Origin of the sequence: Leptolyngbya sp. PCC 6406, assembly GCF_000332095.2 — a bacterium.
Taxonomy (GTDB): domain Bacteria; phylum Cyanobacteriota; class Cyanobacteriia; order Phormidesmidales; family Phormidesmidaceae; genus PCC-6406.
Map to the genome: position 1 here is coordinate 4531668 of NZ_KI913949.1, position 21482 is coordinate 4553149.

The window sequence follows — 21482 nt, forward strand, 5'->3', positions numbered from 1 at the left end:
TTTGCCAGAATTGCTTGAAGCACTTGTTGCACAGGCTTTCCAGCGATTTGTCACCCTTTAAGAGACCAGTGCCTGATGGTGCGATCTATCCCGGCTAAGCTGTCGTAGAGCATGTGCCGAACTTTCTCGGGCGCTAGGGGCCGGGGGCTTCTATCGTTGGCCCCAGATTTGGGCGGCAGCGACAGGGAACCGGCCTCTGGGTTGTTTGTCGTTGGAGTCGGGTTCGAGATATTGACTAATGGTAGAATGATCCACGATAAAACGTACAGCGTTACAGCCATTATTACGGAGGTTGTTGCGTGCAAATCGACGAAAAGATTCTAAGCCGATTTGATGAGCTAATCAGAATGGGGGAGCAGGTCTTAACCACACGGCGTAGTCGGTCTACTGCAACGGTTTCCTATATGGGAGATTTTGCAGTCGATTCACAGCTTTCGCATCAATGGGGAGTTAGTTGTCTCAATATCCTAAAGCGAGTCCTTGGTTCCAACAGTGATCATTATGTCAAATTTGACCAATTATTCGTGAAGTTTCACGACTTCCAGCCAACAAAAAAAGCATTAGGCATTCTCAAATCAGCGAAAGAAGAATATCAAAATGACTTGTTGTTTGATACAAGAGTCTTGATTGAGGCTGAAGTTTTCGATGATTTTTTGGGACAGGCTCAACACTTATTTGAATCTGGATACTTCCAGGCATCAGCAGTCATTGCTGGCAGTGTACTTGAAGACGGTTTACGGAAGCTTTGTACACAGGCAAAAGTTCTGCTTTCTGATAAGCCCAAACTTGATGTAATGAATTCTGAGCTTGCCAAGGCGGGTGTTTATAATAAACTGGTGCAGAAGCGAATAACTGCATTAGCTGACTTAAGGAACAAAGCCGCTCATGGTCAGTGGAATGAATTTTCAAGTAGCGATGTCGATGACATGTTAAGGCAAGTCCGAGTATTCATGGAAAACTATTTTTCTTAAGGAAATGGCAATTGTTGTTTCTTATCTGCCCATTTTCGCATTTCCGATGGCCAAAGCGTTGTGCCGGATCCTTGTGAACTTGGCGAAAAATGTACTGTTTTCATACGAAAACCGCGTAGCGAACCCACACTTAAAGCGGGACGCGCCAGTGAACTTAGGCGTTATACGGCAACCCCCATATATAAACGCTGATGAGTGGTTATAACGGCTACGTCCACAAGCTGTCTAGGAGAGTATTAGCCCGTCTGACCGGCATTGAGGCTCTCTACAATTTCGATCTCGGTGACGAATTCGAAGTGGCCATGTGCCATGTATTGTCAGAAATACTACCAGCAAAATTTGGTGTCTGCCGAGGATTTGTGGTCTCTGAGGATGGCTCAATCGCTGGCGATGACATAGTAATATTCGATAGATTGCTATGCCCTACCCTTCGGTCGAATGAAGGGATTAGCTATGCGAGTAAAGACCAAATTCCAGTGGAGGCTGTCTACGCATATATTGAGTGTAAACATTCAATCCGAAGCGATGACACTTTCCAGAAGGCTGTAGAACAGGTAAGGACTGTTAAATCTCTCGTACTAGCTCGTACACCGCTGCGGAATCCTAATTATGCCAAGGAAGGGCCAATCTATAATGGACAAGTGCAGGATTGGCCAAGGGTGTGGCCTCGGCTCAGGAATCAGCCATTTGGCGTGATTTTATCGCGTGAATGGAATGGATGTGAACTATCGGAGGTTGTGAGCGACGACCATACTCCAGATCTGGTTATTCTAGGTGCAGACAGCGTAATGACTCAGTACGCTCGACTAGGTCCAGATGGAATTAAAGGATCTCTCTTCCATGACCCGAGGCATTTTGCAAAGCTTCAGACGGAACAGGTCAAAGGAAAAGCCTTTGGGATTGGCATCGTTACTCTTCTTCAAGCTATTGGTTGGCAATGTCTATTGCCAATTGACTGGACGGGGCTAATCGCTTCAGAGTATTGGGCATCCCTTGGGGACTCTGAAGATGACAAAGAGAAAGGGTGAAATTGGGCACTGGTCTTCTAACGGGTGATGAAAGCTCTAAAACCTTGAGCAGCAAGTATTTTCATGATTTTGTCGAAACTTGTTTGGAGGACTTGTCACACAGGTGTTTCAGCGATTTGTCACCCTTTAAGAAACCAGTGCCTCAAGGTTTATCCTCGGCCTCTAGCCCTGGGGCATCGGATTCCAACTGCACTTTGTTATAAAGGTCGCGCAGGAGAATCGTAAACTCCAGATTGGATAGGGTGAGACTGGTGTCTAGCCCGTCGTATTCTTGCAGGAGCCATTGCTTGGGGCCGGTTTTAACGTGGTGCTCCCCATGGGCGCTGTACTGATCTACGAGGATGTATTCCACAAAGCTGGGAATGCTGCGATAGGCGGCGAATTTACCACCCCGGTCATAGTTGCTGGTGGAATTAGACAACACTTCCACGATCAGCATTGGGTTGGTAATCGTGTCCCGTCGCCCGGTCTGATAGGCCAGTTTTCCCTGCACCACCATGATGTCGGGATAGGTATAAATCTTGGCGCTGGGAATCCAGAGTCGCTGGTCAGCGGCAAAAACGCGATAGGGCTGGTCAGCCAATCTCAAGTTCAGCGCCCCAGCCAAGTTGAGCAAAATTTGATTGTGGTCGGGGGTGCCGCCGGTCATGGGCACGATGTCTCCGTTGATGTATTCATGGCGCAGGTCGGCGGCCAGTTCTTGCTCAAGATATTCTGCAGGGGTGCAGTGGTGGGATACCTGAGGTTGGGCAATCATGAAGGTGCCCTCCAAAAGCTGAGGTGGGCTAGTTTTAGGGTGCTGATAGATTCCGAAAATCCACAATCCGAAATCGCCAATCCAAAGTCGTAGAGATACTTCATCGATCCCACTCCTGACGGATCGTGTTGAGATGGGTCAGCATTGAGGCTCGTTTTTCTTTCAGCAGCCCCTTAGCTCTGGCGACCTTGGCATAATCTCGCTGCCACGGCAACACTACTGCAAATGGCACATCCACCGTAATAAATTCCTCATTTTGCTCAATTAAATAATGCTTCAGGATTTTGATGATGGGCATGGTTCCTTCCCTTGAATGCTTACAAAACAAGAGGTTCCAGCTTTGCCTGAACCTCTTCCACCCTTAACGGGTGACAAGGGCACTCAACGTCATACGGTACAGGGTTTTGAGATAACGGAGGGGACAAAAAAGGGAGCCTCAGTGCAGCTCCCCCAATCAAATATGTTCCCTACATTCTACCAAACTACCCTTCTCACCTATCTCAGTGAGAAACAGCACTTGACCTTCCAGTTACTGTTGTTATTAATACGAGCGCATCGCCAGGTCAAACTCTCCGTCTTATAGCGGTTCTCACTCGGGTTAAGTACAGGCAAGGGGCTTAAGCCCCTTGTTCCCCGAATTGCCATCAAGTTGAGCTGTCCCTCATCCATTAGGGAACCGCTATAACCAGCCTCTTTCCTCAACCCATTCAGTATCAAAGTCGCAAACGGAACTTAAACCTTGCCCAAGTCCAGAAGTGGAGTTTTCCCGGTGGGGAAACTCTAGATTTCGAGCTGGACTTGGTATGGAACGCTTTTTAGCCTTACCCAAACTTACCCTCAAGGTGCTGTGGTTTCCGCTGCTCAAATATTGGATCCGCCAAGTGGAAACGGGACGGGGGTTGAACCGTGCCCAACGCCGTCGTCTGAGAACGCTCAAACACCATAAACACGGCTATTGGGTTCTGGCTATGGACCGCACGGAATGGAAAGGGCGAAATATCTTCCCCCATAAACGCCGCTATTTTCAGCGAGGTTTTCACGCCCTATCCCTTATCCAGCAAGCTCTCTAGGGGGGGTGTCACCCTGTAAGCCCAGAGGGAGAAAACCGGGCCAGTGGGTACACTATTAACCCGCAGATTCCTTAGGTAGCCAGCCCTTGATCTCAGCATCGGTGAGGGGACGCTCTAGTTTGATGTATTCACTCTGGGCCGATTGGAGAATGTGGTGCATTTGCACAGGTTCATTGGCATCGGCGGCGAGGAAGGCGGCGTTGAGGGCGATATTGCGAATGTTGCCCCCTGCGACACTGAGGCGAGCCAGCTTGGTGTAGGCCAGATCCTGGGTGGGGGTATCAGGGGGAAAAATGCGTCGCCAGATTTCTGCCCGCTGTTCTACATCGGGAAAGGGGAACTGGACGATGAAGCGAATCCGGCGTAGAAACGCTTGGTCTAGGGCGCTCTTGAGGTTGGTGGTGAGGATGGCGAGGCCGCCGTAGGACTCGATGCGCTGGAGCAGATAGCTAACCTCCATATTGGCGTAGCGGTCGTGGGAATCTTTGACTTCGGAGCGCTTGCCAAAGAGAGAGTCGGCTTCATCAAAGAGAAGAATTGCGCCCCCGGCTTCGGCGGCATCGAAGATGCGTCGCAGGTTTTTCTCCGTTTCGCCAATGTATTTGCTGACGACAGAACTGATGTCGATGCGATAGAGATCGAGGTTTAGCTCCTGGGCGATAACTTCAGCGGCCATGGTTTTTCCGGTGCCACTAACGCCGGAAAACAGGGCGCTGATACCCAGTCCCCGCCGACTCTTGCGACCAAAGCCCCATTCTTCATAGACTTTAATGCGCTGGCGCACATGGGCAGCAATGGTGGCGAGAACGGATTTTTCTTTCTCCGGCAAAATCAAATCATCCCACTGGGCGGTGACGTCGATGGGCTGGGCTAGGTCGCTCATGCGGGGGCGGGCTTGGCTCAGGCAAGCTTCCCAGAGAATGGGGGCAATATCCTGAGGATCTGAGGTTCTAGGGGGGTCTACACCCACGGCCCTGGAGCTGGTTGCTGCGATCTTGCCGTCATTAGCGTTGCTTTCAGCCGCGTGGTGAGCCAAGAGTCGTTTGGTGTGGGCACTAGCGGTTTGAATCGCGATGGGACCCAGGTTGAAATACCCCACTAGTTGATCAAGTTGACCATTCAGATCAGTGGCGAGGGGACCGAGGTGCATGGCCCAGAGGTGCCGCTGTTCTACAGGGGGCGGTGGCTGGATATCGAGGGGAATAATCTCGCGCCCTAGAGTAGAACGCCGTTCCTGACTGGTGATGATCAGGGGGGCGTCAACATTTTCGATGAAGGTGTCGAGGCTGGGATGGGCTGAGGTCCGGCTGCCTTCGCCCCCTTCCCCCATCGTAGCCATGGCATCGCAGTCCAGCAGTAGGGCGCTGGGGGAAAGGCGGGTTTCCCGTTCGCAGAGGCGCTGGATTTGACGGGCCTGGGCTGAATCTACCGCCAAGGTTGTGGATTTTAAGGTGAGGAGATCGAGCCCGGTCCGCTGACACAGAGCGGTGGCGATCGCCCGTTTGCTACTGGGGTCACTGCCTAAAAGTAGCAGCACCGGAGCATGGCGACCCCCCTGGGGCCAGCCTAGGGCGCGGACGCGATCGCAGATGCGCTCATAGGAAGGCGGTAAGGGGCCGCTGGGGCCGAGGGGATTTACCGCCACGAGCCCTACGAGGCGATCATCCAAATGCTGAATCCCCATCAGGTAATGGAGAATGCGCTCATCTAAGCGCACCAGACTCGTGGTTAGGGCCGGTCCTCCCCCCACTTCTAGTAGTCGCCAGCGGCGTAGGGGAGCCTCTGGAGTCAGGGCTGACCAGTGGGGAGTGGGGCTGAGCATCAGGGCCAAACTAAAGGTGGCGTAGTTCTGGCCAGGATTGTGATGGATCTGGCCGCAGAGACTGGCAATGCCATCACTGATTTCCACGCCAGCACACAGGAGTAGCAGGGTACGCTCAAAGTCCGAAAGCCCAAAAATCCGGACCAGTTGCTCCAAGGCTGGTGGGGGATGGGGTACAGGCGGCGGCGGCGGCGGCGGGCTGGTTTCCCCCAACAGGGATAGTAGGCGATGACGCACTTGGTCGATCGACTGAATTAGATAGGTATGGTTAGCCTCACCCCAGACGGATGACGGCACTAATCCCATCACATTCCCTCCGATGCCGACTCAAGCAGATGTTGCAAATAGTCCAATGCCTCCGGGGGAGGCAGGGTGATAGCCTTGCCCTGGCGTAAAATTTCGTACTGGCCTTTGTGGTAGCCATGGCCTGCGATCAGGCCCATTTTTACCGCTTGATTACCGAGGGCATTGAGCTGATTGACACTCAGCATTTCGATCTCTAGATTCAGGCGGTTTTCGCTGGGTTCCGACATGGGTATAAAGCCTGGAGAGATTTAGAGCCGATGCTGCCCTGCGTAACCGTAAGGCTTGCTGGCGCAGGAGGATTCAGTCAGGACAACCTAGGGTTAGCATGGCCTGATAGCTCGCCCCTGGCTAGAGTACGCCTGAACTGATTTTTGCCCAGTCAGACCGCAATAGGCCGCATCAATCGGAGTTACTGAGCGCTTGCCATGGGATCGGGTAGGGGATGGCGGAGCAGGACGTAGTCTTCTACCACCTGATTGCCGATCAGGTGCTCTTGTATGATGCGCTCAATCACGTCGGGGGTAACGCTGTGGTACCAAACTCCATCGGGGTAGATGACTAGGATTGGCCCCCGCTGGCACACTCGCAAACAGTTGGCCTTGGTGCGAAAAATGCAGGTGGGCTGGGTTTCCGTGGGGCGATCCAAATTCAGCGCCTTGAGGCGAGATTTGAGATAGTCCCAGGCGACGATGCTGGCAGCCCGGTCGCAGCATTTGGGGTTGGTCTGATCGGCGCAGATGAAAACGTGGCGTGCGATCGCACCCAAATGCAAGGCTTCAACTGCCGTAGCCAAGATAGAGTCACTCACCATGGGCCTTTAGGATTCCGCTGCATCGGGGGTGGGGTCAGCGGTCACTGCTGCGGCTCGAGTACGGACCCGGCGAATGGGCAGGTTGGCGATCAGGGCCGTGACCCGCTCATCATTTTCCAGGACAAATTCCAGCCCCTCTGTGTCAATCTCCACATAGCGGGAGACCACCTCTAGGATTTCCTGGCGCATTTTTTCCACCGTCTCTGGTGTCAGGTCAGCGCGATCGTGGGCCAGCACAAATTGCAAGCGACGCTTGACCGCCGCCCGACTGGTTTCGTGGGGACTACGGTGAAAAAGGCGATCTAGCAGTTCACTGAGCATGGGTAAGGTAGGAGAAGCGGGCAAGGGCAGTTACCCACGGAGGAAACGACGCAGACGAGCAAAGAGATCATCGTGGGAGGCAAACAGATCGAGGAAGGGGACCGTTTCTCCTTCCAGGCGTCGGGCCACATTGGCAAAGGCGATCCCCGCTAGGGATAGGCTCTTTTCTAACACAAGGGGCTCTCCTCGGTTGGTGGAGATGATCACCCGCTCATCATCCGGCACCACCCCCAGCAGGGGAATGGCCAGGATATCCTGCACGTCCTGCACCGACATCATCAGATCTTCCTGCACCATGGCGGGTTTGAGGCGATTGACGATCAGCCGCATTTGCTTGACCCCGTTGGCCTCTAGCAGGCCAATGACGCGGTCGGCATCGCGGACAGCGGAAATCTCTGGGGTGGTGACGACGATGGCTTCATTAGCGGCTGCGATCGCATTTTTGAAGCCCATTTCGATACCAGCGGGACTGTCGATCAAAATGTAGTCACAGCCATAGGCCACGATTTGGCTGACCAAATCCGCCGTTTGCTCCGGCGTAATGGACTCCTTCGATCGATTTTGGGCCGCTGCCAGTAGGGAAAGGTTGGGCTGGCGCTTGTCCTTCACCAGAGCCTGCTCTATGCGGCAGTCCCCCGCCAATAGGTCCAGGGCAGTGTAGACGATGCGATTTTCTAAGCCCAGCAACAAATCTAGATTACGCAGGCCAAAATCAGCATCCACCACCACCACGCGGCGATCGCGCTGGGCCAAGGCCATACCCAGGTTGGCGCTGCAAGTGGTCTTGCCAACGCCACCTTTACCAGAGGTGACAACGATAATGCGGGTCATGGGTTCCGATACTGTCTAGCTGGGTCTATCTAGCTGGGTCTGTGGATCAGCGGTCAGCGCTGGGAGGCATGGGATGTTTGCCCCGCTGTCAGTTCCTAATCATGCCCTATGGTTGCCAAGCTGCCTACCATTGACGGGATATTGATGGGATATTGACGAGATTATTGATGAATTAAGACACGGATAGAAATCCCATCAGGGTTGCCCCGAGGGGATTCCCGTCGGGGACGCAGAATAGGTTTTAATCCCTAGACGCGAAAACTCCTGGGCCAAGGCAATACGAATCGCGCCATTGCCGATATAGGCCACCTCGGGCCAATATTCCGCCGGGGGGGTCTCCGGCGGGCGGGCCACCTTGTCGGCAATACGGAGTTGGGTCGGCTCCATCCGCAGGGCCATAATGCGGCATTGGGCATTGCCCTGGGCTCCGGCGTGGGCCAATCCCCGCAGCCGTCCCCACACGAGGATATCGCCATCCGCCACCACACTACCGCCGGGGTTCACATCCCCCAACACCACCACGGTGCCCCGGTGGCGGACTTCACCGCCGGAACGAATCGTGCCCTGGGTATAGAGGGGATCCTCTAGGGGGCGTCCTGGTTCGATGGGAGATTGTTTGAGGTGGGCGACGGGGGCATGTTGCTCAACGGAGTAGCCCGCTGTCGCCGCCGCCACCGCCGTTTGCCGACGACTGGTGTAAACCCGCTTGAGCAGTAGATCCACCTTCGCCAGGGTGTCTTCAATGGCCTGGAGCTGGCGGGCATCTAGCAAGCGATCGCGGGTCAGCAGATGGACTGTGGTCCGGGGTTGCCAAAAGCGGTCGCCGGAGACCAATCGCTGCTGCAACTGTTCCCAGAGGTCTGTCCAGGGCAGGGGAGCTAGCTCCCCCTCAGGATCAGGGGGCAACAGCAGCAATAGGCGTCCATTCTGACTTTTGAAGCGCACCTGGGTATCGGGGTTAATCTCAGGGGCGGGCAGTTCTGAAACGGCCTGGGGGGATGGAGACTCCGAATTCATGGGGGACTGCACCAATGGGCGCATTTACAGGTCATTTAGTCCTGACATCTTAGACCAGGATCCCGTTAATTTTATGGGCATGCCCGGTAATTTTATGGGCGACAGGGGTTAAAGGGTGAGATTGCGGGACTAAACAGCCTTCAAAGCAAATGACCCACTAGCTATCCCGTAGGATGTGTATGGCCTGCGGCATGGCTGCGCTAGAGCGGCAGCGTAACGCATCAATCCGAGTTGAACACGCTACGATGCGTTACGGTTTCACCTAATGCATCCTACTGGTACGACACAGCTAAAGTAGTGCATTACTTAGGGTGGGCTTTGCCCACTAACAAGAAATTCGCTGGAATTTCTAAAGCACAGTTTTAGCTGTGTCAAACCACTACTGGTCTGTCAACTTTACCTTTGTGAGTGCCGTAGAGTGCATAACGCTAAGGCGTGGCTTCGCCCACGCGAAGCAATGCACCGTAAGGATGTCATGCCAAGAACAGTCATACCCACAAAATCAGGGCTGACAGAGCACTAGTGCTGGGCAGCGTAAATACCCTAACCGTTCTATCGCGGTGCACCTCGGCCCCTCACCCTAGCCCTCTCCCAAGGGGAGAGGGGACCGGAAAATGTTGGGCTGGTGCATCATCAGGTTTGATTTTCAGGGTTCCGTAGGGTGCATATTGACTGGGCACTAGGGCTGTCGCCAAACGGCGGGCTGCTGAAAGTGATAGACATCTTGGATCAATTTCACCCACCCCTCCACCAAGGAGGCCAGGAGGCGATCCCCCTTTTCTCGCGTGGCCACGGTGGCATCCCCTAGCACACCGCTGCGGCTGAGGTCACGGGTGACCCAGGCAAAGGGCAGGGCTCCCTCCATACTGAGCAGACTTTCTGGAGATAGCTCGGGGGGATATTCACACACGGCCTTTTCCATCTGCACCTGATCCGGCAGGATCGACAGCAGCAGACTGGTTTCCGCATCCCCTGCGTGAATTCCCAATTCCAATTCCTTGGGCGTAATCACCTCGGCGGCAATGTTCGGCACTCGCCAAGTGAAGAGGGGAAACACCATCAGGTCCGGGTATTGCTGGTGCAGATCCCGCGCCGCCATGTCCAGGACCTGGGGCTGACCGCCGTGGGCATTCATCCACACCAGCTTGCGAAATCCGGCTCGATACAGACTCTCCGCCGACTCCATCAACACCTGCCGCAGGGTCTGGGCCGACAGGGTGATGGTGCCGGGGAAGTGCCAATGCTCGTTGGATTTGCCGTAGTACAGGGGTGGCAGTCCGTAGGCGGGGAGGTCAGGATCCAACGCAGCCAAGGTTTTGCCTAGGACTGAAAGTGCGATCGCGGCATCCACCACCAAGGGCAGATGGGGGCCATGCTGCTCGATTGCCCCCAGAGGTTGCACCAGCACCACATTAGGCTTATCCACCATAGCCTCTACCTGGGGCCAGGTGAGGTAGGGAAAAAATCGTTCCGGCGGAATCCAGCCATGCATCATAACGCTAAAACTCGATATTCTCGGGGGTGCGGGGGAAGGGGATCACGTCTCGGATGTTGCCCATGCCGGTTATAAATTGCACCAACCGCTCAAAGCCCAGACCAAAGCCCGCATGGGGCACAGTGCCGTAGCGGCGCAGATCCAGATACCACCAATAGGCATCGCGGGGCAGTCCGGCGGCATCAATACGTCGCTCTAGGATATCTAAGCGTTCTTCCCGTTGGGAGCCGCCGATAATTTCCCCCACCTTGGGCGCAAGAACATCCATGGCGGCGACGGTCTTGCCATCGTCATTGAGGCGCATATAGAAGGCTTTGATGGCGGCGGGATAGTCGGTGACGATCAGGGGGCGTTTGAAGACCTCCTCTGCAAGATAACGCTCGTGTTCTGACTGAAGATCAATCCCCCACTCCACCGGAAATTCAAAGGACTGGCCGGATTTTTGCAGTTGTGTCACGGCTTCGGTGTAGGTGATGCGGGCAAATTCGCTATTTGCGATCGCATCTGCCGTGGCTAGCACCGTATCGTCGATGCGCTGGTTAAAGAAGGCCATATCCTCCTCGCAGTGGTCCAGCACATAGCGAAAGACGTATTTCAAAAAGGCTTCCGCTAGGTCCATGTTGCCGCCTAGGTTGCAGAAGGCCATCTCCGGTTCCACCATCCAAAACTCCGCGAGGTGGCGGGAGGTGTTGGAGTTTTCGGCGCGGAAGGTGGGGCCAAAGGTATAGACATTGGTGAAGGCCATGGCCATGATCTCCGCCTCTAGCTGACCGCTGACGGTGAGGTAGGCGGGCTTACCAAAGAAATCTTGGCTAAAGTCTACGGTGTGCTCGGCGGTCTGGGGCGGGTGATTTAGATCCAAGCTGGTGACGGTGAACAGTTCCCCGGCACCTTCACAGTCGCTACTGGTAAGGATGGGCGTATGGATCCACAAAAAGCCCCGCTCGTGGAAAAACTGGTGGATAGCCTGGGCACAGGCATTGCGGACCCGAAACACCGCCCCTAGGGTGTTGGTGCGCGATCGCAAATGCCCCAATGTCCGCAAAAATTCAAAGGAATGGCGCTTTTTTTGTAGGGGATAGGTGTCATCCGCCTCCCCAAAGACTTCAAGGGTTTGGGCTTTGAGCTCTAGGCGCTGACCCTTTGCCGGAGACTCCGCCAGTACCCCGGTCACCGCCACAGAAGCCCCCGTATTGATCCGCTTCAGCACGGCTTCGTAATCCGCTGTTTGCTCATCGGCCACCACCTGGATTCCCCCCAGGGTCGATCCATCGTTGATGTTGATGAAGCTAAAGGTCTTCTGCTCGCGCTTAGTGCGGACCCAACCCTGGATCGTGACGGTGTCCCCTGGGTGGCCGCTAGCAAGAAGAGTTTTGATCGTTGGCATCGTCATGGCGGGTGAACCGTGGGGATGGAGTCAAGGAATCATCAGTCCTGATCATATCGTTGAGTTCCTATCCTTGAGACCCCATCCCCCGTTGTGTCACTGGGACGTGTGAATGACCACACAACTTTCATTTCACGGGTAGGGGCGTTAGCGTAGCCATGCCGAAGGCTTTAAGGCTTTTCGCCCTTTCCAGAATTGTGCGCCATTAACCAGACAGCATAATTAGCTGTCGGCAACGGCCTTGAGAATCCAGCCCAGGATCATCCCCACCCCCCCAAACCGAACCGCTTGCCAGAAGGGTTCTGCCAAAGCTCCCCACGACAGAAAGGAACTGGCGAGGGTGGCCTCCAAGTCCTCAAGCTGGTGTTGGAGCGCCTGGATTTCAGCACCAGAGAGCCCTTCTGCCTGGATCTGCTCCCGCAGGGTGGCCTGCTGTTGGTAGTTGGCCCGGATCTCTTCGTAGCGCTGGCGCAGAGCGGCGATCCCCTGCTCTAGGGCGGTGAGGTCGGCGTCAATGCGATCGCGATCCCAGGTGGCATCGGGTTGCAGTGCACCCTGGATTCGGGGGTGGGGCCAGGTCCGGCAACCCATTCTCCGACGGGTGGCAAAGGGGAACCAGCGGCGGGTGGGGGAATGGCGCGATCGCAAAGGGCGGCGGTTCATATCCGACAATTTATGCCCACAATGGGGATGGAACAAAACCCAACAGCGCCCATCATACCGAATCCTTTTCTACTGGCTCTTGCCCATGGTTCCCCCAATGGTTAATTCCCCTACTGGCACCGATTCCCTCACGCTGGCCCAAACCCTGGCGGCACAACTCGCGATCGCACCCAAGGACTGGCATCGTCTCAATCGCGATCGCAAAGTTCGCGCCCAAGAGCAAGCCGCTGCCGCCCTCGTTTACCTGCTCAAGGATGAGCCCGAAGAAGCCCTCGTGCGTCTCCAGCAAGCAGTGGGCTGGCTCGACAAAACCCTAACCGCGCCCCCCTGTCCCAGCCACGGGTCGCGCCAATAATCCCGGCTCTAGAAATCTTCAAATCTGGAAACCGATGCCAACAACCGCTCCCCCGACAATGAAACGCGCCGCAATGCACTCCTTTACGACGCCGTAATGAAACCTGACGTTTATCCCCTGGGCCTAGCCCCCAATTGCTGGTCTGTAACTGCGGAAACGGCAGATCTGACCCGCCCGCCCGTCCCCCTGCGCGCCATCACCCTAGCCACCGACACCAAGGACATTAGTCTGGACCTGAATAAAACTGCCTGTCTGGTGGTGGATATGCAGAATGACTTCTGCCACCCTGATGGCTGGCTAGCCTCCATCGGGGTGGATGTAACCCCAGCCCGTACCCCCATTGCTCCCTTGCAACGTCTACTGCCGGTACTGCGACAGGTGGGGGTACCGATTCTATGGGTGAACTGGGGCAATCGACCGGATCTGCTCAACATTAGTCCCGCCCTACGCCATGTCTACAATCCCACCGGAACAGGGGTAGGGCTGGGGGATCCCCTGCCCAGCAACGGGGCTCCGGTGTTGACCAAAGGGAGTTGGGCAGCAGCGGTAGTAGATGAGTTGCCGGGGGAGTCGGGGGATATCTGGGTAGACAAGTACCGGATGAGTGGCTTCTGGGATACCCCCCTCGACAGCATCCTGCGGAATCTGGGCAAGACCACCCTGCTGTTTGCTGGGGTCAATGCGGATCAGTGCGTGCTCTGCACATTGCAAGATGGGAATTTTCTGGGCTATGACTGCATTTTGCTGCGGGACTGCACCGCCACCACATCACCGGAATACTGTATGCAAGCTACGGTCTACAACGTGAACCAGTGTTTTGGGTTCGTGGCAGATTCTCCCACCCTGATGGCGGCCTGTCAGGCGATCGGCTAAGGCCAGGAAGCTAAAATCCTAATGGCGATGCCTGGATTTATGAGGCTTATAAGGATGAGCAGGATCAACAAACGGGCATTGTGGACTACACGATTAATTTTAGTCGCTATTTTTACAAGTATGAACCGCCGGAGCCGTTGGAGGAGATTGAGGCAAGAATCAAACAACTGGAAAGAGAAATTCTGGAGTTGCCACAGACGAATTAACGAATCAGAAGTGTCTATTGGATTGGCGAAAAGGTTTGATATAGATATTTGCACAATATTTCATGGAGGCAACAAAATCATGAATAACCGAATCAGCATTAATCCAGATATTTGCAATGGAAGACCTGTAATTACGGGTACTCGTATTTTGGTGAAAACGGTGATAGAGTTTTTAGGGGCGGGGGACTCCATTGAAGAAGTTTTAGAAGAATATCCTTCTCTGAAACGAGAAGATATTTATGCTTGTATGCAGTTTGCAGCAAGGTTGATGGCTAATTACTATGAAGTCAGAAAAATTGCATGAATGGCTTCTTGTTTGATGAGAACTTACCTGCAAGAATTCAATTCATACCATCATCACCCATTACTCACGTTTCTGTTTTAGGAATCAGCCCAACGGATACTGAAATTTGGCAATATGCAAAAGACAGAAATTTAGTCCTGGTGACAAAAGACGCTGACTTTTCAGACCGATTGATGCTTGATCCGGCTCCACCCACCGTGGTTCATCTCCGTTTTGGGAATATGCGGAAACGTGAGTTTCATCAGTTTTTAGCCAGTGTTTGGCCGCAAATTGAGGCTTTGATCGCTAATTATAAGCTCATTATAGCGGATTTCACAAAGATGTGGTACGAATAGCGGGTAGAAAAAGCGCGAGGAGCCGATGAAGGCCTACAGCACCGATTTGCGACAGAAGATTATTGAGACCTATGAGAACGAGCGCATTTCGCAGCGCCAGTTAGCCCAGCGATTTCGAGTGACTCTAAGTTTTATCGTGAAACTGCTGAAGCAGTATCGGGAAACGGGTGAGCTTGCCCCCAAGACCAGTCCTGGGCGACCGAGGGAACTGGATGAGGCGCAGATGCAGGGGGTTCAAGCCTTCGTTGAAGCGAACCCTGATCTGACCTTAGATGAGCTTCGCGCCGAAGTGGCTCAACAGTATGGGGTGACGGTGAGTCGATCCACGATGTGTCGGGTGATGAAGCGGCTTCAGTTCACCCGTAAAAAAAAAGCCCTTCACCCCAGTGACAAGGTGAGTGATCGGGTACAGCGGTTGCGAGGGGAGTACTGGGATGAGATTCGAGACATCCGAGTTGAAGACTTGGTGTTTATCGATGAGTCGGGGATTAATCTGGGGTTGATTCGGTTGTTTGCCTGGGCGCTGCAAGGCCGACGAGCCTATGGAGAACAGCCCAAGCGGGGGAAGAATGTGTCCCTGGTGGCAGGGTTAAGCTTGGCTGGGGTAGTGGCTTCGGCGGTGATTTTAGGAGCCTTTGACGGCTTGAGTTTTGAGGCATTTGTGGCCACTCGCCTGGTGCCCAACCTTTGGCCAGGGGCCTGTGTCGTGATGGACAACTGTTCCATTCATAAGGACGACATGATTCGGGAGTTGATTGAGGCCGCAGGGGCACGTCTGGTATATCTGCCGCCCTATTCGCCGGACTTCTCGCCGATTGAGAACTTTTGGTCAAAGCTAAAGTCAATTCTCAGGGCACTGGGGGCACGGACTTATCAAGCGCTATCAGAAGCCCTTGAAATAGCCTTTGAGGACATCTCTGAAGCGGACATTAAAAGCTGGTTCACCCATTGCTGCTATTGTGCCGCATAATTATGAAATCCGCTATAATGTTTATTTAGATCGTATTGAAGCATTAATCCGACAGTCCCAAACAGATCTATGAGCCAACAACAGTTCGGGCAGATTTACATTCCCTAAGCAGTTGTCACAGAGTTAAAAGCCAACGAAGATCTCCCCGGCTCTCGTGCCCTACAAGCAGCTCTCAATGAGGGGTGGCTAATTCCCCAAACCGTGTAAAACACAGCATTCGTGAGTCTTCTCCGGCGAGACCTGCATCAAGGCGAATCTGAAGCCATTGCCCTGGCTGTCGAACTGTCTGCCGACAAAATTTTGCTCGACGAAAAAGAAGCCCGACAGATAGCCAGGGCCTTAGGGCTAGGGCATCAACGTAAGCCGAGACCATATTGGTTTCGAGGAATTCAGGAGTCAGGAGTCAGAATCCAGTACTCTCCTAGATTCTGGCTCCTAATGCCTAACTCCTCCCCAAGAAATTTGTCCCGCTTTGAGTGGATACCCGGTTAGTGCAGGGGACGGGTGCGGTTGACCCAGCCTGTCACCATAGCCAGACCAAAGGCACCCAACAAGGCCACCCCCAATAGGAGTCGGCCCCCCTCTAGAATGCCAGCACCGAGAGCCACAATGGGCGGGTTGGAAAGGGCGATGCTGATCACAAGGGCAGCGAAGAATTTAAGGGCAGGGGCTTGGGTCAACCCCACCCCATAGGCAACAAAGTCAAACAGCCCCGTCATCAAAAAGCCGGTCATGAGAAAAAAGTTGCGCTCTAGGTGGCGCTGACTCAAGGTGTCGATGCGGTGCATAAATCGAGCCCCCACGAGGCGCTCTACCAGCTTGCGGCCATAGCGCCGCGACAGAAAAAAGCTGAGGGAGCATGAGAGCACATCAGCTCCGCAGATGACCGCTAACCCTGGGCCAAACCCCAACAAACTGCCCGCCAAGATGGAATAGGCTGTCCCTGGCAATGCCGGGATTACCACGCTGGTAAAGCGCAGGCAGAAAATACCTAAAGGAACCCATGGCCCCCAGTCGGCAACGCGATCGCGAATGGGAGCAATGCCATAGTGACTCACTAAGCCCACAGAGATCGTCAGACCCACCCCCAAGGCCAGCAGCTTGAGTCCTTTCCACCAACGTAAGCGAGTCATTTTTTAAGTTGGAAATTGAGCATTCATCGATACCGGGAAACTGTGGGGATATATCAGGGGTAGTAAGCGACCCAGCATGAGCTTCAGCAAGCGGGTACCATTGCCCCAATGCCAAAATTGATCCACCTCATAGACTTGATCCGATTGAACAGCACGCAGACCTTGCCAAAGGGGGTGATGGGATAGGGCTTGGGACAGCAATCGAGGGGAAGATCCAGAAGTTGCTCCGTAAGACTGAACAAAAATAATCTCTGGATTAACCGCAGCAATTCGCTCCAGGGACAGGTACACCAAACCAGCTTCTCCCTGATGTTGCACAGGCTTTGTCCAGGGAAAATGAGTAAATCGACTCAGCAAGCTCCCCAGAGTGCCCGTATCAGCTTCAACGGGGTAGCGGTTGAGGCGAATGTTGAACCTAGAGCCCCCCATCATAATCACAGTTTTGAAGTGGTGGGGCGAGATGTGCTGTTGGTATCGCTGGATTTGAGCATCCAGAGCTGCGATCGCAGCTTCCGCTTCAGGGCCGCGATCGGTCCACTGGGCAATATACCGTAACCGCAGTAGGGCCGCTTCGTAGCCACTCCCTGCCATCAAATACAGGGGAGCAATGGCTCTCAATGGACGTTGATAAAAGCGATGCGGAAAACGCCAACCCAGAATTAAGTCGGGAGCAAGGTGGCGAATAGTTTTGAAGTCAGGCCACAGCCAAGACCCCGCATTGACCCAGGTGTTGACACGATCGCCATAGAACTCTGGTTGTACTGCCACCCCAGTTTGGAGCCCAGCGATCGGCTCTAGGCCCAACTCCATCAATGCATCTAAACCCGATGCACTCAGACAGACGATGCGCTGAGCTGGTGGGGATAACGGATGCAGCGGGGGATTTCCCCCAGTGAGCAAAATACCCATGACTCCCGTCTCTATTGCAAATCATCGCCAGGGAGGACATCCACCCCAGAAACTAAACTGTTGGCCTGCTGCAATCTATTCCGCTAATCCTCAGGGGCTAAATTGGCCAGTTGTTGGCAGGTGGCTTCGATGCTGGCAAGGCTACCGGGGTTGATCAAACCAAAATAGTCAAACGTGTAAACAGCATCATTTTGGGTGGCGGCGAGTTGGCTCCAGAAGGCATCTCCTTTGAGTTGATCCAGTAGGTTATCCCCGGTATCGACAACCAACAGTTGTTCGGGGTTGGCTTGGAGTACCTTTTCTTCTGAAAGGGTGACGTAGCCGCCAAAGGAACTGTCTTCTTGCATATCAGCAGTCAGGTTGGGCAGGTTGAACTGGTTCAGAAAATCCCCGGCCCAACTGCTTTTGTTGGGGGACAGTAGGGGCTGACGACTGACCAACACCAAGGTTGAGGGAGCAGACTCAGGGGCTTGGGCCAAACAGGCATCGTAGCGAGCCAAGAGAACATCGGGACTAGCATCAAGGCGCTGGGCTAGTTCCTCGGTGAGGGTTTCCAGGGCATCCCAACTGTCTACTTCTGTGGCAAGAACATCAATGCCCAGTTCTTGCAGGCGATCCAGCACCTTATCGTGGAAGCCTGCTGCTCCGATGACCAGATCGGGCTCAAGGGCGATGATTTTCTCTAGATCCGGTTCGACACGGCCCTCACTCACAATGTCTATATCCGAAAATCGCGGATCTTGCTGGGTCAAGGGGCTGCCGGGAATGCCCACAAGGGTCTCACCATCAAGGGTTTGGACCAGATCTGCGGTGAGGGAGGTGAGGGTGACGACACGCTCTGCTGTTGCAGCAGTTGGGCTGGGGGTGTCGGCGGTTTCATCCGTGCTAGGGGTCTCTCCTTGGGTGAGGTTGGGCGCTGGGGAACCGGAGCAGGCCGCGATCGCGCCCACTAAAAATACGATGCTCAAAGACCGACACCTTAGAGCCATTGCGTTCCACGGCCAACTTGATTGCCCGTAGCTATTTTTAGCGAAAAGCATTCTGGCAAAAAATGGCATAACTCCCATCCTGTTTACTAACGACTGGAGGAATAATTCTGGGGCAACACTTTCAGGGGATGTCCATCAACACCCCCTGAATCGGGGGATGGATTCCCCCGATTTAGAAAGTGAAGTTCACCCCTAAACGCACATTGGTACCCGCTTGGCTGAACTGGCTAATGGCGGGGACATTCTCGCGACCGCGCACCTCCGAGTAGTTGTAGTACTGCCTGTTCAACAGGTTGTACACACCCAAACTCAGGCCCAGATTGGAAGTCAGGTTGTAGCTACCAATAAAATCCACCACGGCATAGGCATCGGGCACAAAGGTAGTGGTTCCTTCTGGTACCCGTGCTCGCCCTGCAAAGGTGCTAATCAACTCGGCCCGCCACTGATCTCCTGGAGCGCGGTATCGGATACCCGCCACCGCCGTAAAGGGATCAATGGTTGTCAGGGGACGATTGGTTTCAATGTCGTCTCCCTGAGTCCAAGCCAGACTGGCCAAGAGGCTAAAGCCCTCTGGCCCAGGGCTAAAGCGGTATTCACCGCCAAACTCTACGCCGTAGATGCGGGCGCGGCCAATGTTAATCGCTTGAAACTGATTGACCACTTGATTAGGCGGGCAAACGGGAGCCGCAATCAGGCAACGGGTGCCCACCTGTTGGGCAGTGGCAATGAAGTTGTTGTAGGTGTTGTAAAACCCGGTCAGGCGGAAATCGAGTTGGGGAAAATTGCCCCGCACCCCAATTTCAAAGCTGTCACTGCTCTCTGGCTGCAAATTGGGGGAGGAAATGGTTTCGTATTTAAAGAAGGCTCCCGCCAGGTTGGTGAACCCACTGGTGATCTCGCTGTAGAGGGGAGCCCGAAAGCCTCGGGCGTATTGGCCATAAAAGGAGATTTCCGGTGTGGCTTCATAGCGAACTGCGATGCGGGGAGAAACCGCTGAGGCCGTCAGGCTCACGGGCTGTCCATTGAAGGCATCATCATCAGTGGTTTGCAGGTCGTAATGATCGAACCGGAGGCCCGCAATGATACTAAAGGGGCCGATGGCAATCTCGTCCTGGAGGTAAGCTCCCAGGCGCAGGGTATTACCATCGGCAAAGTCTTTGATCGGAAAGGTATCCCCTGGCCCAAAGGTGTTGCTCACGGCTCCGGTCAGTAGGTTGGTTTGGGTGCGATCGCGGAGCCGAGAATTAAAGGTGCGGGAAATGTCTAACCCGTAGGTGAGGCGGTGATCCAGATTGCCCGTAGAAAAGTCACTGCGGAGTTGGAGATCGCCGCCATAGCTATTGGCGATGAACTGGTTATTGCTGTCTCGCCGCACCGGAGATCCAGCAAAGCCACCCCCCACCCCAGAAGCGCGGAACTGTTGGTCAATTTCTGTGGTGTTTGACACCTGGTAGAAAAGCTGGGCCCGAGCAAACTGAAGGAAGGACTCTCCTTCAGCATTCTCAAATTCATAGGCCACACTGACACGGGTGCGGTCAATCCGATTTTCCCCGGTATGTCGGAGGTTCGCTGTAGCCGGGGCACCCGTGAGTAAATTCCCAGGGGCAACGACATAGTTAGTGCGCTGGTTGACATCCTCTGCCGTAAAGGTCAGACGACTGGTGTCGTCTAGGTCATAGACGATGCTGCCATAGAGGTTCGTATTACCGCGATCGATGCTGTCGGTAAATTGGGCAGGGCCAAAGTTGCTCAGCTCTCGACCGTCTTGGCGACTCAGCACCAGCACCCCAGCGATGGGGCCATCCCGCAGAGCTGCCCGCACCACGTTATCCAATCCACCCGTGGCACTGCGGTAGGTGGTGGAGATATTGCCCGCAAAGGTGTCATCCGGCCCCAGTAGATCCGTAGGCCGCAGGGAGCGGTAGGTGATCACCCCCCCCAGGGCATCGCTGCCGTAGAGGGTAGAGGCGGGGCCGCGCAGCACTTCTATCGCTTGCAGAGCGGAAAAGTCCACATATTCCCCCCGACCAATGTTGAAGGGACCAAACAGGAACCGTTCTGGCAAGCGAACACCATCCACCTGAAACAGAATCCGGTTACCCTCAATGCCGCGAATGTTTACATCCTGAGCACCGTAGCGGTTATTGTCTCGCACGGAAACACCGGGTTCATAGCGCAGCAGCTCTTGCAGGGAGTTGACTTGATAGAACTGAAAATCCTCTAACTCAAAGACGGTCACCGTAGCCGGTAGGCGATCCACCGGCAGGGCGTTCCGAGTGCCAGTGATCGTCAACCGCAGGGTATCTCCCGTGAATTGCACATCAACGGGGTCAGCCTCGCTAGCGGGGACTTCTTCCTCAGCCGCAGGGTCAGGATTCGCCTGAGCTATGGGCGACTCGATATTAGGGACCATCGCGTCCCCATTCCCCCCCAGTAACCCTTCGGCAGTGGTGACGTAGCCCCCGGAATCAAGGACACTATCTGGTTGGGAACTGCTCTCATTTGCTTCAGCAGCGGGAATTAACTCTTGCCTGAAGCCGCTTACCTCTCTCCCGAGAGGGGATAGAGGCAATTGGACTAAAGACTCCTCATCATCAAGCTTTTCTAGCTCAGAGGGAATGGAGTCGAGGAGGATACTGGGCTCTGCCTGGGCAGCGATCGCCCATGTCGTCATCATCAAAGGCAGGCTACTGACAAGAATTAATCGCATTAAGAAGGCACGGTTCATGGCAAGACTCAACTTGTGGGTGGGTTTTAGGGGACAGGGGAAGGGTGATGGGGTGATGGGGTGGGGGGGTGATGGGGTGATGGGGTGATGGGGTGATGGGGTGGGGGGGTGATGGGGTGATGGGGTGACAGACAGCACCGTAGGGTGGGCATCGCCCACCAATCCAGGCATTGTGCTCACACCCAAGCCCTCCGGGCAGGC

The 21482-nt window shown here is 54.5% G+C and carries 22 protein-coding genes and 1 pseudogene; 8 read left to right on the forward strand and 15 right to left on the reverse strand.

Annotated elements, in window-relative coordinates:
- Positions 1–299 precede the first annotated feature (299 nt).
- Positions 300–971: a DUF4145 domain-containing protein gene (locus LEP6406_RS0220110; protein ID WP_008311958.1), complete on the forward strand. Its 672-nt coding sequence runs from the start codon at positions 300–302 to the stop codon at positions 969–971.
- Positions 972–1162: 191 nt separating this feature from the next.
- Positions 1163–1999, forward strand: coding sequence for a DUF6602 domain-containing protein (locus LEP6406_RS0220115; RefSeq protein WP_008311961.1), 837 nt, complete (start codon positions 1163–1165; stop codon positions 1997–1999).
- Between the two features lie 142 nt (positions 2000–2141).
- Here LEP6406_RS0220115 and LEP6406_RS0220120 read toward each other — a convergent pair whose 3' ends face one another.
- Both LEP6406_RS0220120 and LEP6406_RS0220130 read right to left on the reverse strand, forming a co-directional pair.
- The gene (locus LEP6406_RS0220120) at positions 2142–2756 is read right to left on the reverse strand and encodes a Uma2 family endonuclease (RefSeq protein ID WP_008311963.1); all 615 of its coding nucleotides are present in this window, start codon (positions 2754–2756) and stop codon (positions 2142–2144) included.
- A 100-nt stretch (positions 2757–2856) separates the two neighbouring features.
- Positions 2857–3054 carry a hypothetical protein gene (locus tag LEP6406_RS0220130; RefSeq protein WP_008311967.1) on the reverse strand — a complete coding sequence of 66 codons (198 nt, stop codon included), beginning with the start codon at positions 3052–3054 and terminating at the stop codon, positions 2857–2859.
- Between the two features lie 377 nt (positions 3055–3431).
- Between LEP6406_RS0220130 and LEP6406_RS34460 the strand changes: the two are divergent.
- Positions 3432–3760, forward strand: a pseudogene (locus LEP6406_RS34460) (hypothetical protein); the annotation flags it as partial.
- A gap of 121 nt (positions 3761–3881) precedes the next feature.
- Here the strand turns inward: LEP6406_RS34460 and LEP6406_RS0220145 are convergent.
- From LEP6406_RS0220145 to LEP6406_RS0220185, 9 genes are all read right to left on the reverse strand, one after another.
- Positions 3882–5954 (reverse strand): ATP-binding protein, encoded by a 2073-nt coding sequence (locus LEP6406_RS0220145; RefSeq protein WP_008311973.1) that lies wholly within the window; start codon positions 5952–5954, stop codon positions 3882–3884.
- The gene (locus LEP6406_RS0220150; RefSeq protein WP_008311975.1) at positions 5954–6181 is read right to left on the reverse strand and encodes a hypothetical protein; all 228 of its coding nucleotides are present in this window, start codon (positions 6179–6181) and stop codon (positions 5954–5956) included. The genes LEP6406_RS0220145 and LEP6406_RS0220150 overlap by 1 nt, the downstream gene beginning before the upstream one ends.
- 182 nt (positions 6182–6363) lie before the next feature.
- Positions 6364–6765 (reverse strand): (2Fe-2S) ferredoxin domain-containing protein, encoded by a 402-nt coding sequence (locus tag LEP6406_RS0220155; RefSeq protein ID WP_008311976.1) that lies wholly within the window; start codon positions 6763–6765, stop codon positions 6364–6366.
- A gap of 6 nt (positions 6766–6771) precedes the next feature.
- Positions 6772–7110 carry a cell division topological specificity factor MinE gene (minE, locus tag LEP6406_RS0220160; RefSeq protein WP_263971201.1) on the reverse strand — a complete coding sequence of 113 codons (339 nt, stop codon included), beginning with the start codon at positions 7108–7110 and terminating at the stop codon, positions 6772–6774.
- 6 nt (positions 7111–7116) lie between these two features.
- A complete protein-coding gene (gene minD / locus LEP6406_RS0220165) occupies positions 7117–7917 on the reverse strand; it encodes a septum site-determining protein MinD (RefSeq protein ID WP_008311979.1) in 801 nt (266 codons plus the stop codon).
- A gap of 195 nt (positions 7918–8112) precedes the next feature.
- Positions 8113–8934: a septum site-determining protein MinC gene (gene minC, locus LEP6406_RS0220170; protein ID WP_008311982.1), complete on the reverse strand. Its 822-nt coding sequence runs from the start codon at positions 8932–8934 to the stop codon at positions 8113–8115.
- A gap of 679 nt (positions 8935–9613) precedes the next feature.
- Complete coding sequence (locus tag LEP6406_RS0220175) at positions 9614–10429, reverse strand: creatininase family protein (protein ID WP_008311984.1); 816 nt, start codon at positions 10427–10429, stop codon at positions 9614–9616.
- A 4-nt stretch (positions 10430–10433) separates the two neighbouring features.
- Positions 10434–11822 carry an asparagine--tRNA ligase gene (gene asnS / locus LEP6406_RS0220180; protein WP_008311987.1) on the reverse strand — a complete coding sequence of 463 codons (1389 nt, stop codon included), beginning with the start codon at positions 11820–11822 and terminating at the stop codon, positions 10434–10436.
- 216 nt (positions 11823–12038) lie between these two features.
- Entirely contained in the window at positions 12039–12479 is a 441-nt protein-coding gene (locus tag LEP6406_RS0220185; RefSeq protein WP_008311990.1) for a sll0565 family protein, read from the reverse strand.
- 97 nt (positions 12480–12576) lie between these two features.
- On the opposite strand from LEP6406_RS0220185, the gene LEP6406_RS0220190 reads away from it, so the two are divergent.
- The 5 genes from LEP6406_RS0220190 to LEP6406_RS31510 all read left to right on the forward strand — a co-directional run bounded on the left by LEP6406_RS0220190 (position 12577) and on the right by LEP6406_RS31510 (position 15522).
- Complete coding sequence (locus tag LEP6406_RS0220190) at positions 12577–12834, forward strand: DUF6439 family protein (protein WP_027269299.1); 258 nt, start codon at positions 12577–12579, stop codon at positions 12832–12834.
- 96 nt (positions 12835–12930) lie between these two features.
- Positions 12931–13707, forward strand: coding sequence for a cysteine hydrolase family protein (locus LEP6406_RS0220195; RefSeq protein ID WP_008311994.1), 777 nt, complete (start codon positions 12931–12933; stop codon positions 13705–13707).
- Positions 13708–13728: 21 nt separating this feature from the next.
- Positions 13729–14217, forward strand: coding sequence for a DUF433 domain-containing protein (locus tag LEP6406_RS35520; protein ID WP_263971202.1), 489 nt, complete (start codon positions 13729–13731; stop codon positions 14215–14217).
- The gene (locus LEP6406_RS0220205) at positions 14214–14552 is read left to right on the forward strand and encodes a DUF5615 family PIN-like protein (protein ID WP_008311997.1); all 339 of its coding nucleotides are present in this window, start codon (positions 14214–14216) and stop codon (positions 14550–14552) included. Before LEP6406_RS35520 ends, LEP6406_RS0220205 begins: the two co-directional genes overlap by 4 nt.
- Positions 14553–14577: 25 nt before the next feature.
- Entirely contained in the window at positions 14578–15522 is a 945-nt protein-coding gene (locus LEP6406_RS31510) for an IS630 family transposase (RefSeq protein ID WP_027268884.1), read from the forward strand.
- Between the two features lie 488 nt (positions 15523–16010).
- On the opposite strand, the gene LEP6406_RS0220215 is transcribed toward LEP6406_RS31510, so the two are convergent.
- The 4 genes from LEP6406_RS0220215 to LEP6406_RS29035 all read right to left on the reverse strand — a co-directional run bounded on the left by LEP6406_RS0220215 (position 16011) and on the right by LEP6406_RS29035 (position 21452).
- Positions 16011–16655 carry a TVP38/TMEM64 family protein gene (locus LEP6406_RS0220215; protein ID WP_008308164.1) on the reverse strand — a complete coding sequence of 215 codons (645 nt, stop codon included), beginning with the start codon at positions 16653–16655 and terminating at the stop codon, positions 16011–16013.
- Between the two features lie 3 nt (positions 16656–16658).
- On the reverse strand, positions 16659–17564 hold the full coding sequence (locus LEP6406_RS0220220; RefSeq protein ID WP_008308163.1) for an ABC transporter substrate-binding protein: 906 nt from the start codon (positions 17562–17564) through the stop codon (positions 16659–16661).
- Positions 17565–17647: 83 nt separating this feature from the next.
- Complete coding sequence (locus LEP6406_RS0220225) at positions 17648–18532, reverse strand: ABC transporter substrate-binding protein (protein WP_225886587.1); 885 nt, start codon at positions 18530–18532, stop codon at positions 17648–17650.
- Between the two features lie 193 nt (positions 18533–18725).
- Positions 18726–21452 carry a TonB-dependent hemoglobin/transferrin/lactoferrin family receptor gene (locus LEP6406_RS29035; RefSeq protein WP_051463801.1) on the reverse strand — a complete coding sequence of 909 codons (2727 nt, stop codon included), beginning with the start codon at positions 21450–21452 and terminating at the stop codon, positions 18726–18728.
- Between the last annotated feature and the right edge of the window lie 30 nt (positions 21453–21482).

Bases quoted from the DNA above. Each gene is read 5' to 3' on its own strand.
- LEP6406_RS0220115 (WP_008311961.1), top strand. From the start codon at position 1,163: ATGAGTGGTTATAACGGCTACGTCCACAAGCTGTCTAGGAGAGTATTA.
- LEP6406_RS0220120 (WP_008311963.1), bottom strand. From the start codon at position 2,756: ATGATTGCCCAACCTCAGGTATCCCACCACTGCACCCCTGCAGAATAT.
- LEP6406_RS0220130 (WP_008311967.1), bottom strand. From the start codon at position 3,054: ATGCCCATCATCAAAATCCTGAAGCATTATTTAATTGAGCAAAATGAG.
- LEP6406_RS0220145 (WP_008311973.1), bottom strand. From the start codon at position 5,954: ATGGGATTAGTGCCGTCATCCGTCTGGGGTGAGGCTAACCATACCTAT.
- LEP6406_RS0220150 (WP_008311975.1), bottom strand. From the start codon at position 6,181: ATGTCGGAACCCAGCGAAAACCGCCTGAATCTAGAGATCGAAATGCTG.
- LEP6406_RS0220155 (WP_008311976.1), bottom strand. From the start codon at position 6,765: ATGGTGAGTGACTCTATCTTGGCTACGGCAGTTGAAGCCTTGCATTTG.
- minD (WP_008311979.1), bottom strand. From the start codon at position 7,917: ATGACCCGCATTATCGTTGTCACCTCTGGTAAAGGTGGCGTTGGCAAG.
- minC (WP_008311982.1), bottom strand. From the start codon at position 8,934: ATGAATTCGGAGTCTCCATCCCCCCAGGCCGTTTCAGAACTGCCCGCC.
- LEP6406_RS0220175 (WP_008311984.1), bottom strand. From the start codon at position 10,429: ATGATGCATGGCTGGATTCCGCCGGAACGATTTTTTCCCTACCTCACC.
- asnS (WP_008311987.1), bottom strand. From the start codon at position 11,822: ATGACGATGCCAACGATCAAAACTCTTCTTGCTAGCGGCCACCCAGGG.
- LEP6406_RS0220185 (WP_008311990.1), bottom strand. From the start codon at position 12,479: ATGAACCGCCGCCCTTTGCGATCGCGCCATTCCCCCACCCGCCGCTGG.
- LEP6406_RS0220190 (WP_027269299.1), top strand. From the start codon at position 12,577: ATGGTTAATTCCCCTACTGGCACCGATTCCCTCACGCTGGCCCAAACC.
- LEP6406_RS0220195 (WP_008311994.1), top strand. From the start codon at position 12,931: ATGAAACCTGACGTTTATCCCCTGGGCCTAGCCCCCAATTGCTGGTCT.
- LEP6406_RS35520 (WP_263971202.1), top strand. From the start codon at position 13,729: ATGGCGATGCCTGGATTTATGAGGCTTATAAGGATGAGCAGGATCAAC.
- LEP6406_RS0220205 (WP_008311997.1), top strand. From the start codon at position 14,214: ATGAATGGCTTCTTGTTTGATGAGAACTTACCTGCAAGAATTCAATTC.
- LEP6406_RS31510 (WP_027268884.1), top strand. From the start codon at position 14,578: ATGAAGGCCTACAGCACCGATTTGCGACAGAAGATTATTGAGACCTAT.
- LEP6406_RS0220215 (WP_008308164.1), bottom strand. From the start codon at position 16,655: ATGACTCGCTTACGTTGGTGGAAAGGACTCAAGCTGCTGGCCTTGGGG.
- LEP6406_RS0220220 (WP_008308163.1), bottom strand. From the start codon at position 17,564: ATGGGTATTTTGCTCACTGGGGGAAATCCCCCGCTGCATCCGTTATCC.
- LEP6406_RS29035 (WP_051463801.1), bottom strand. From the start codon at position 21,452: ATGCCTGGATTGGTGGGCGATGCCCACCCTACGGTGCTGTCTGTCACC.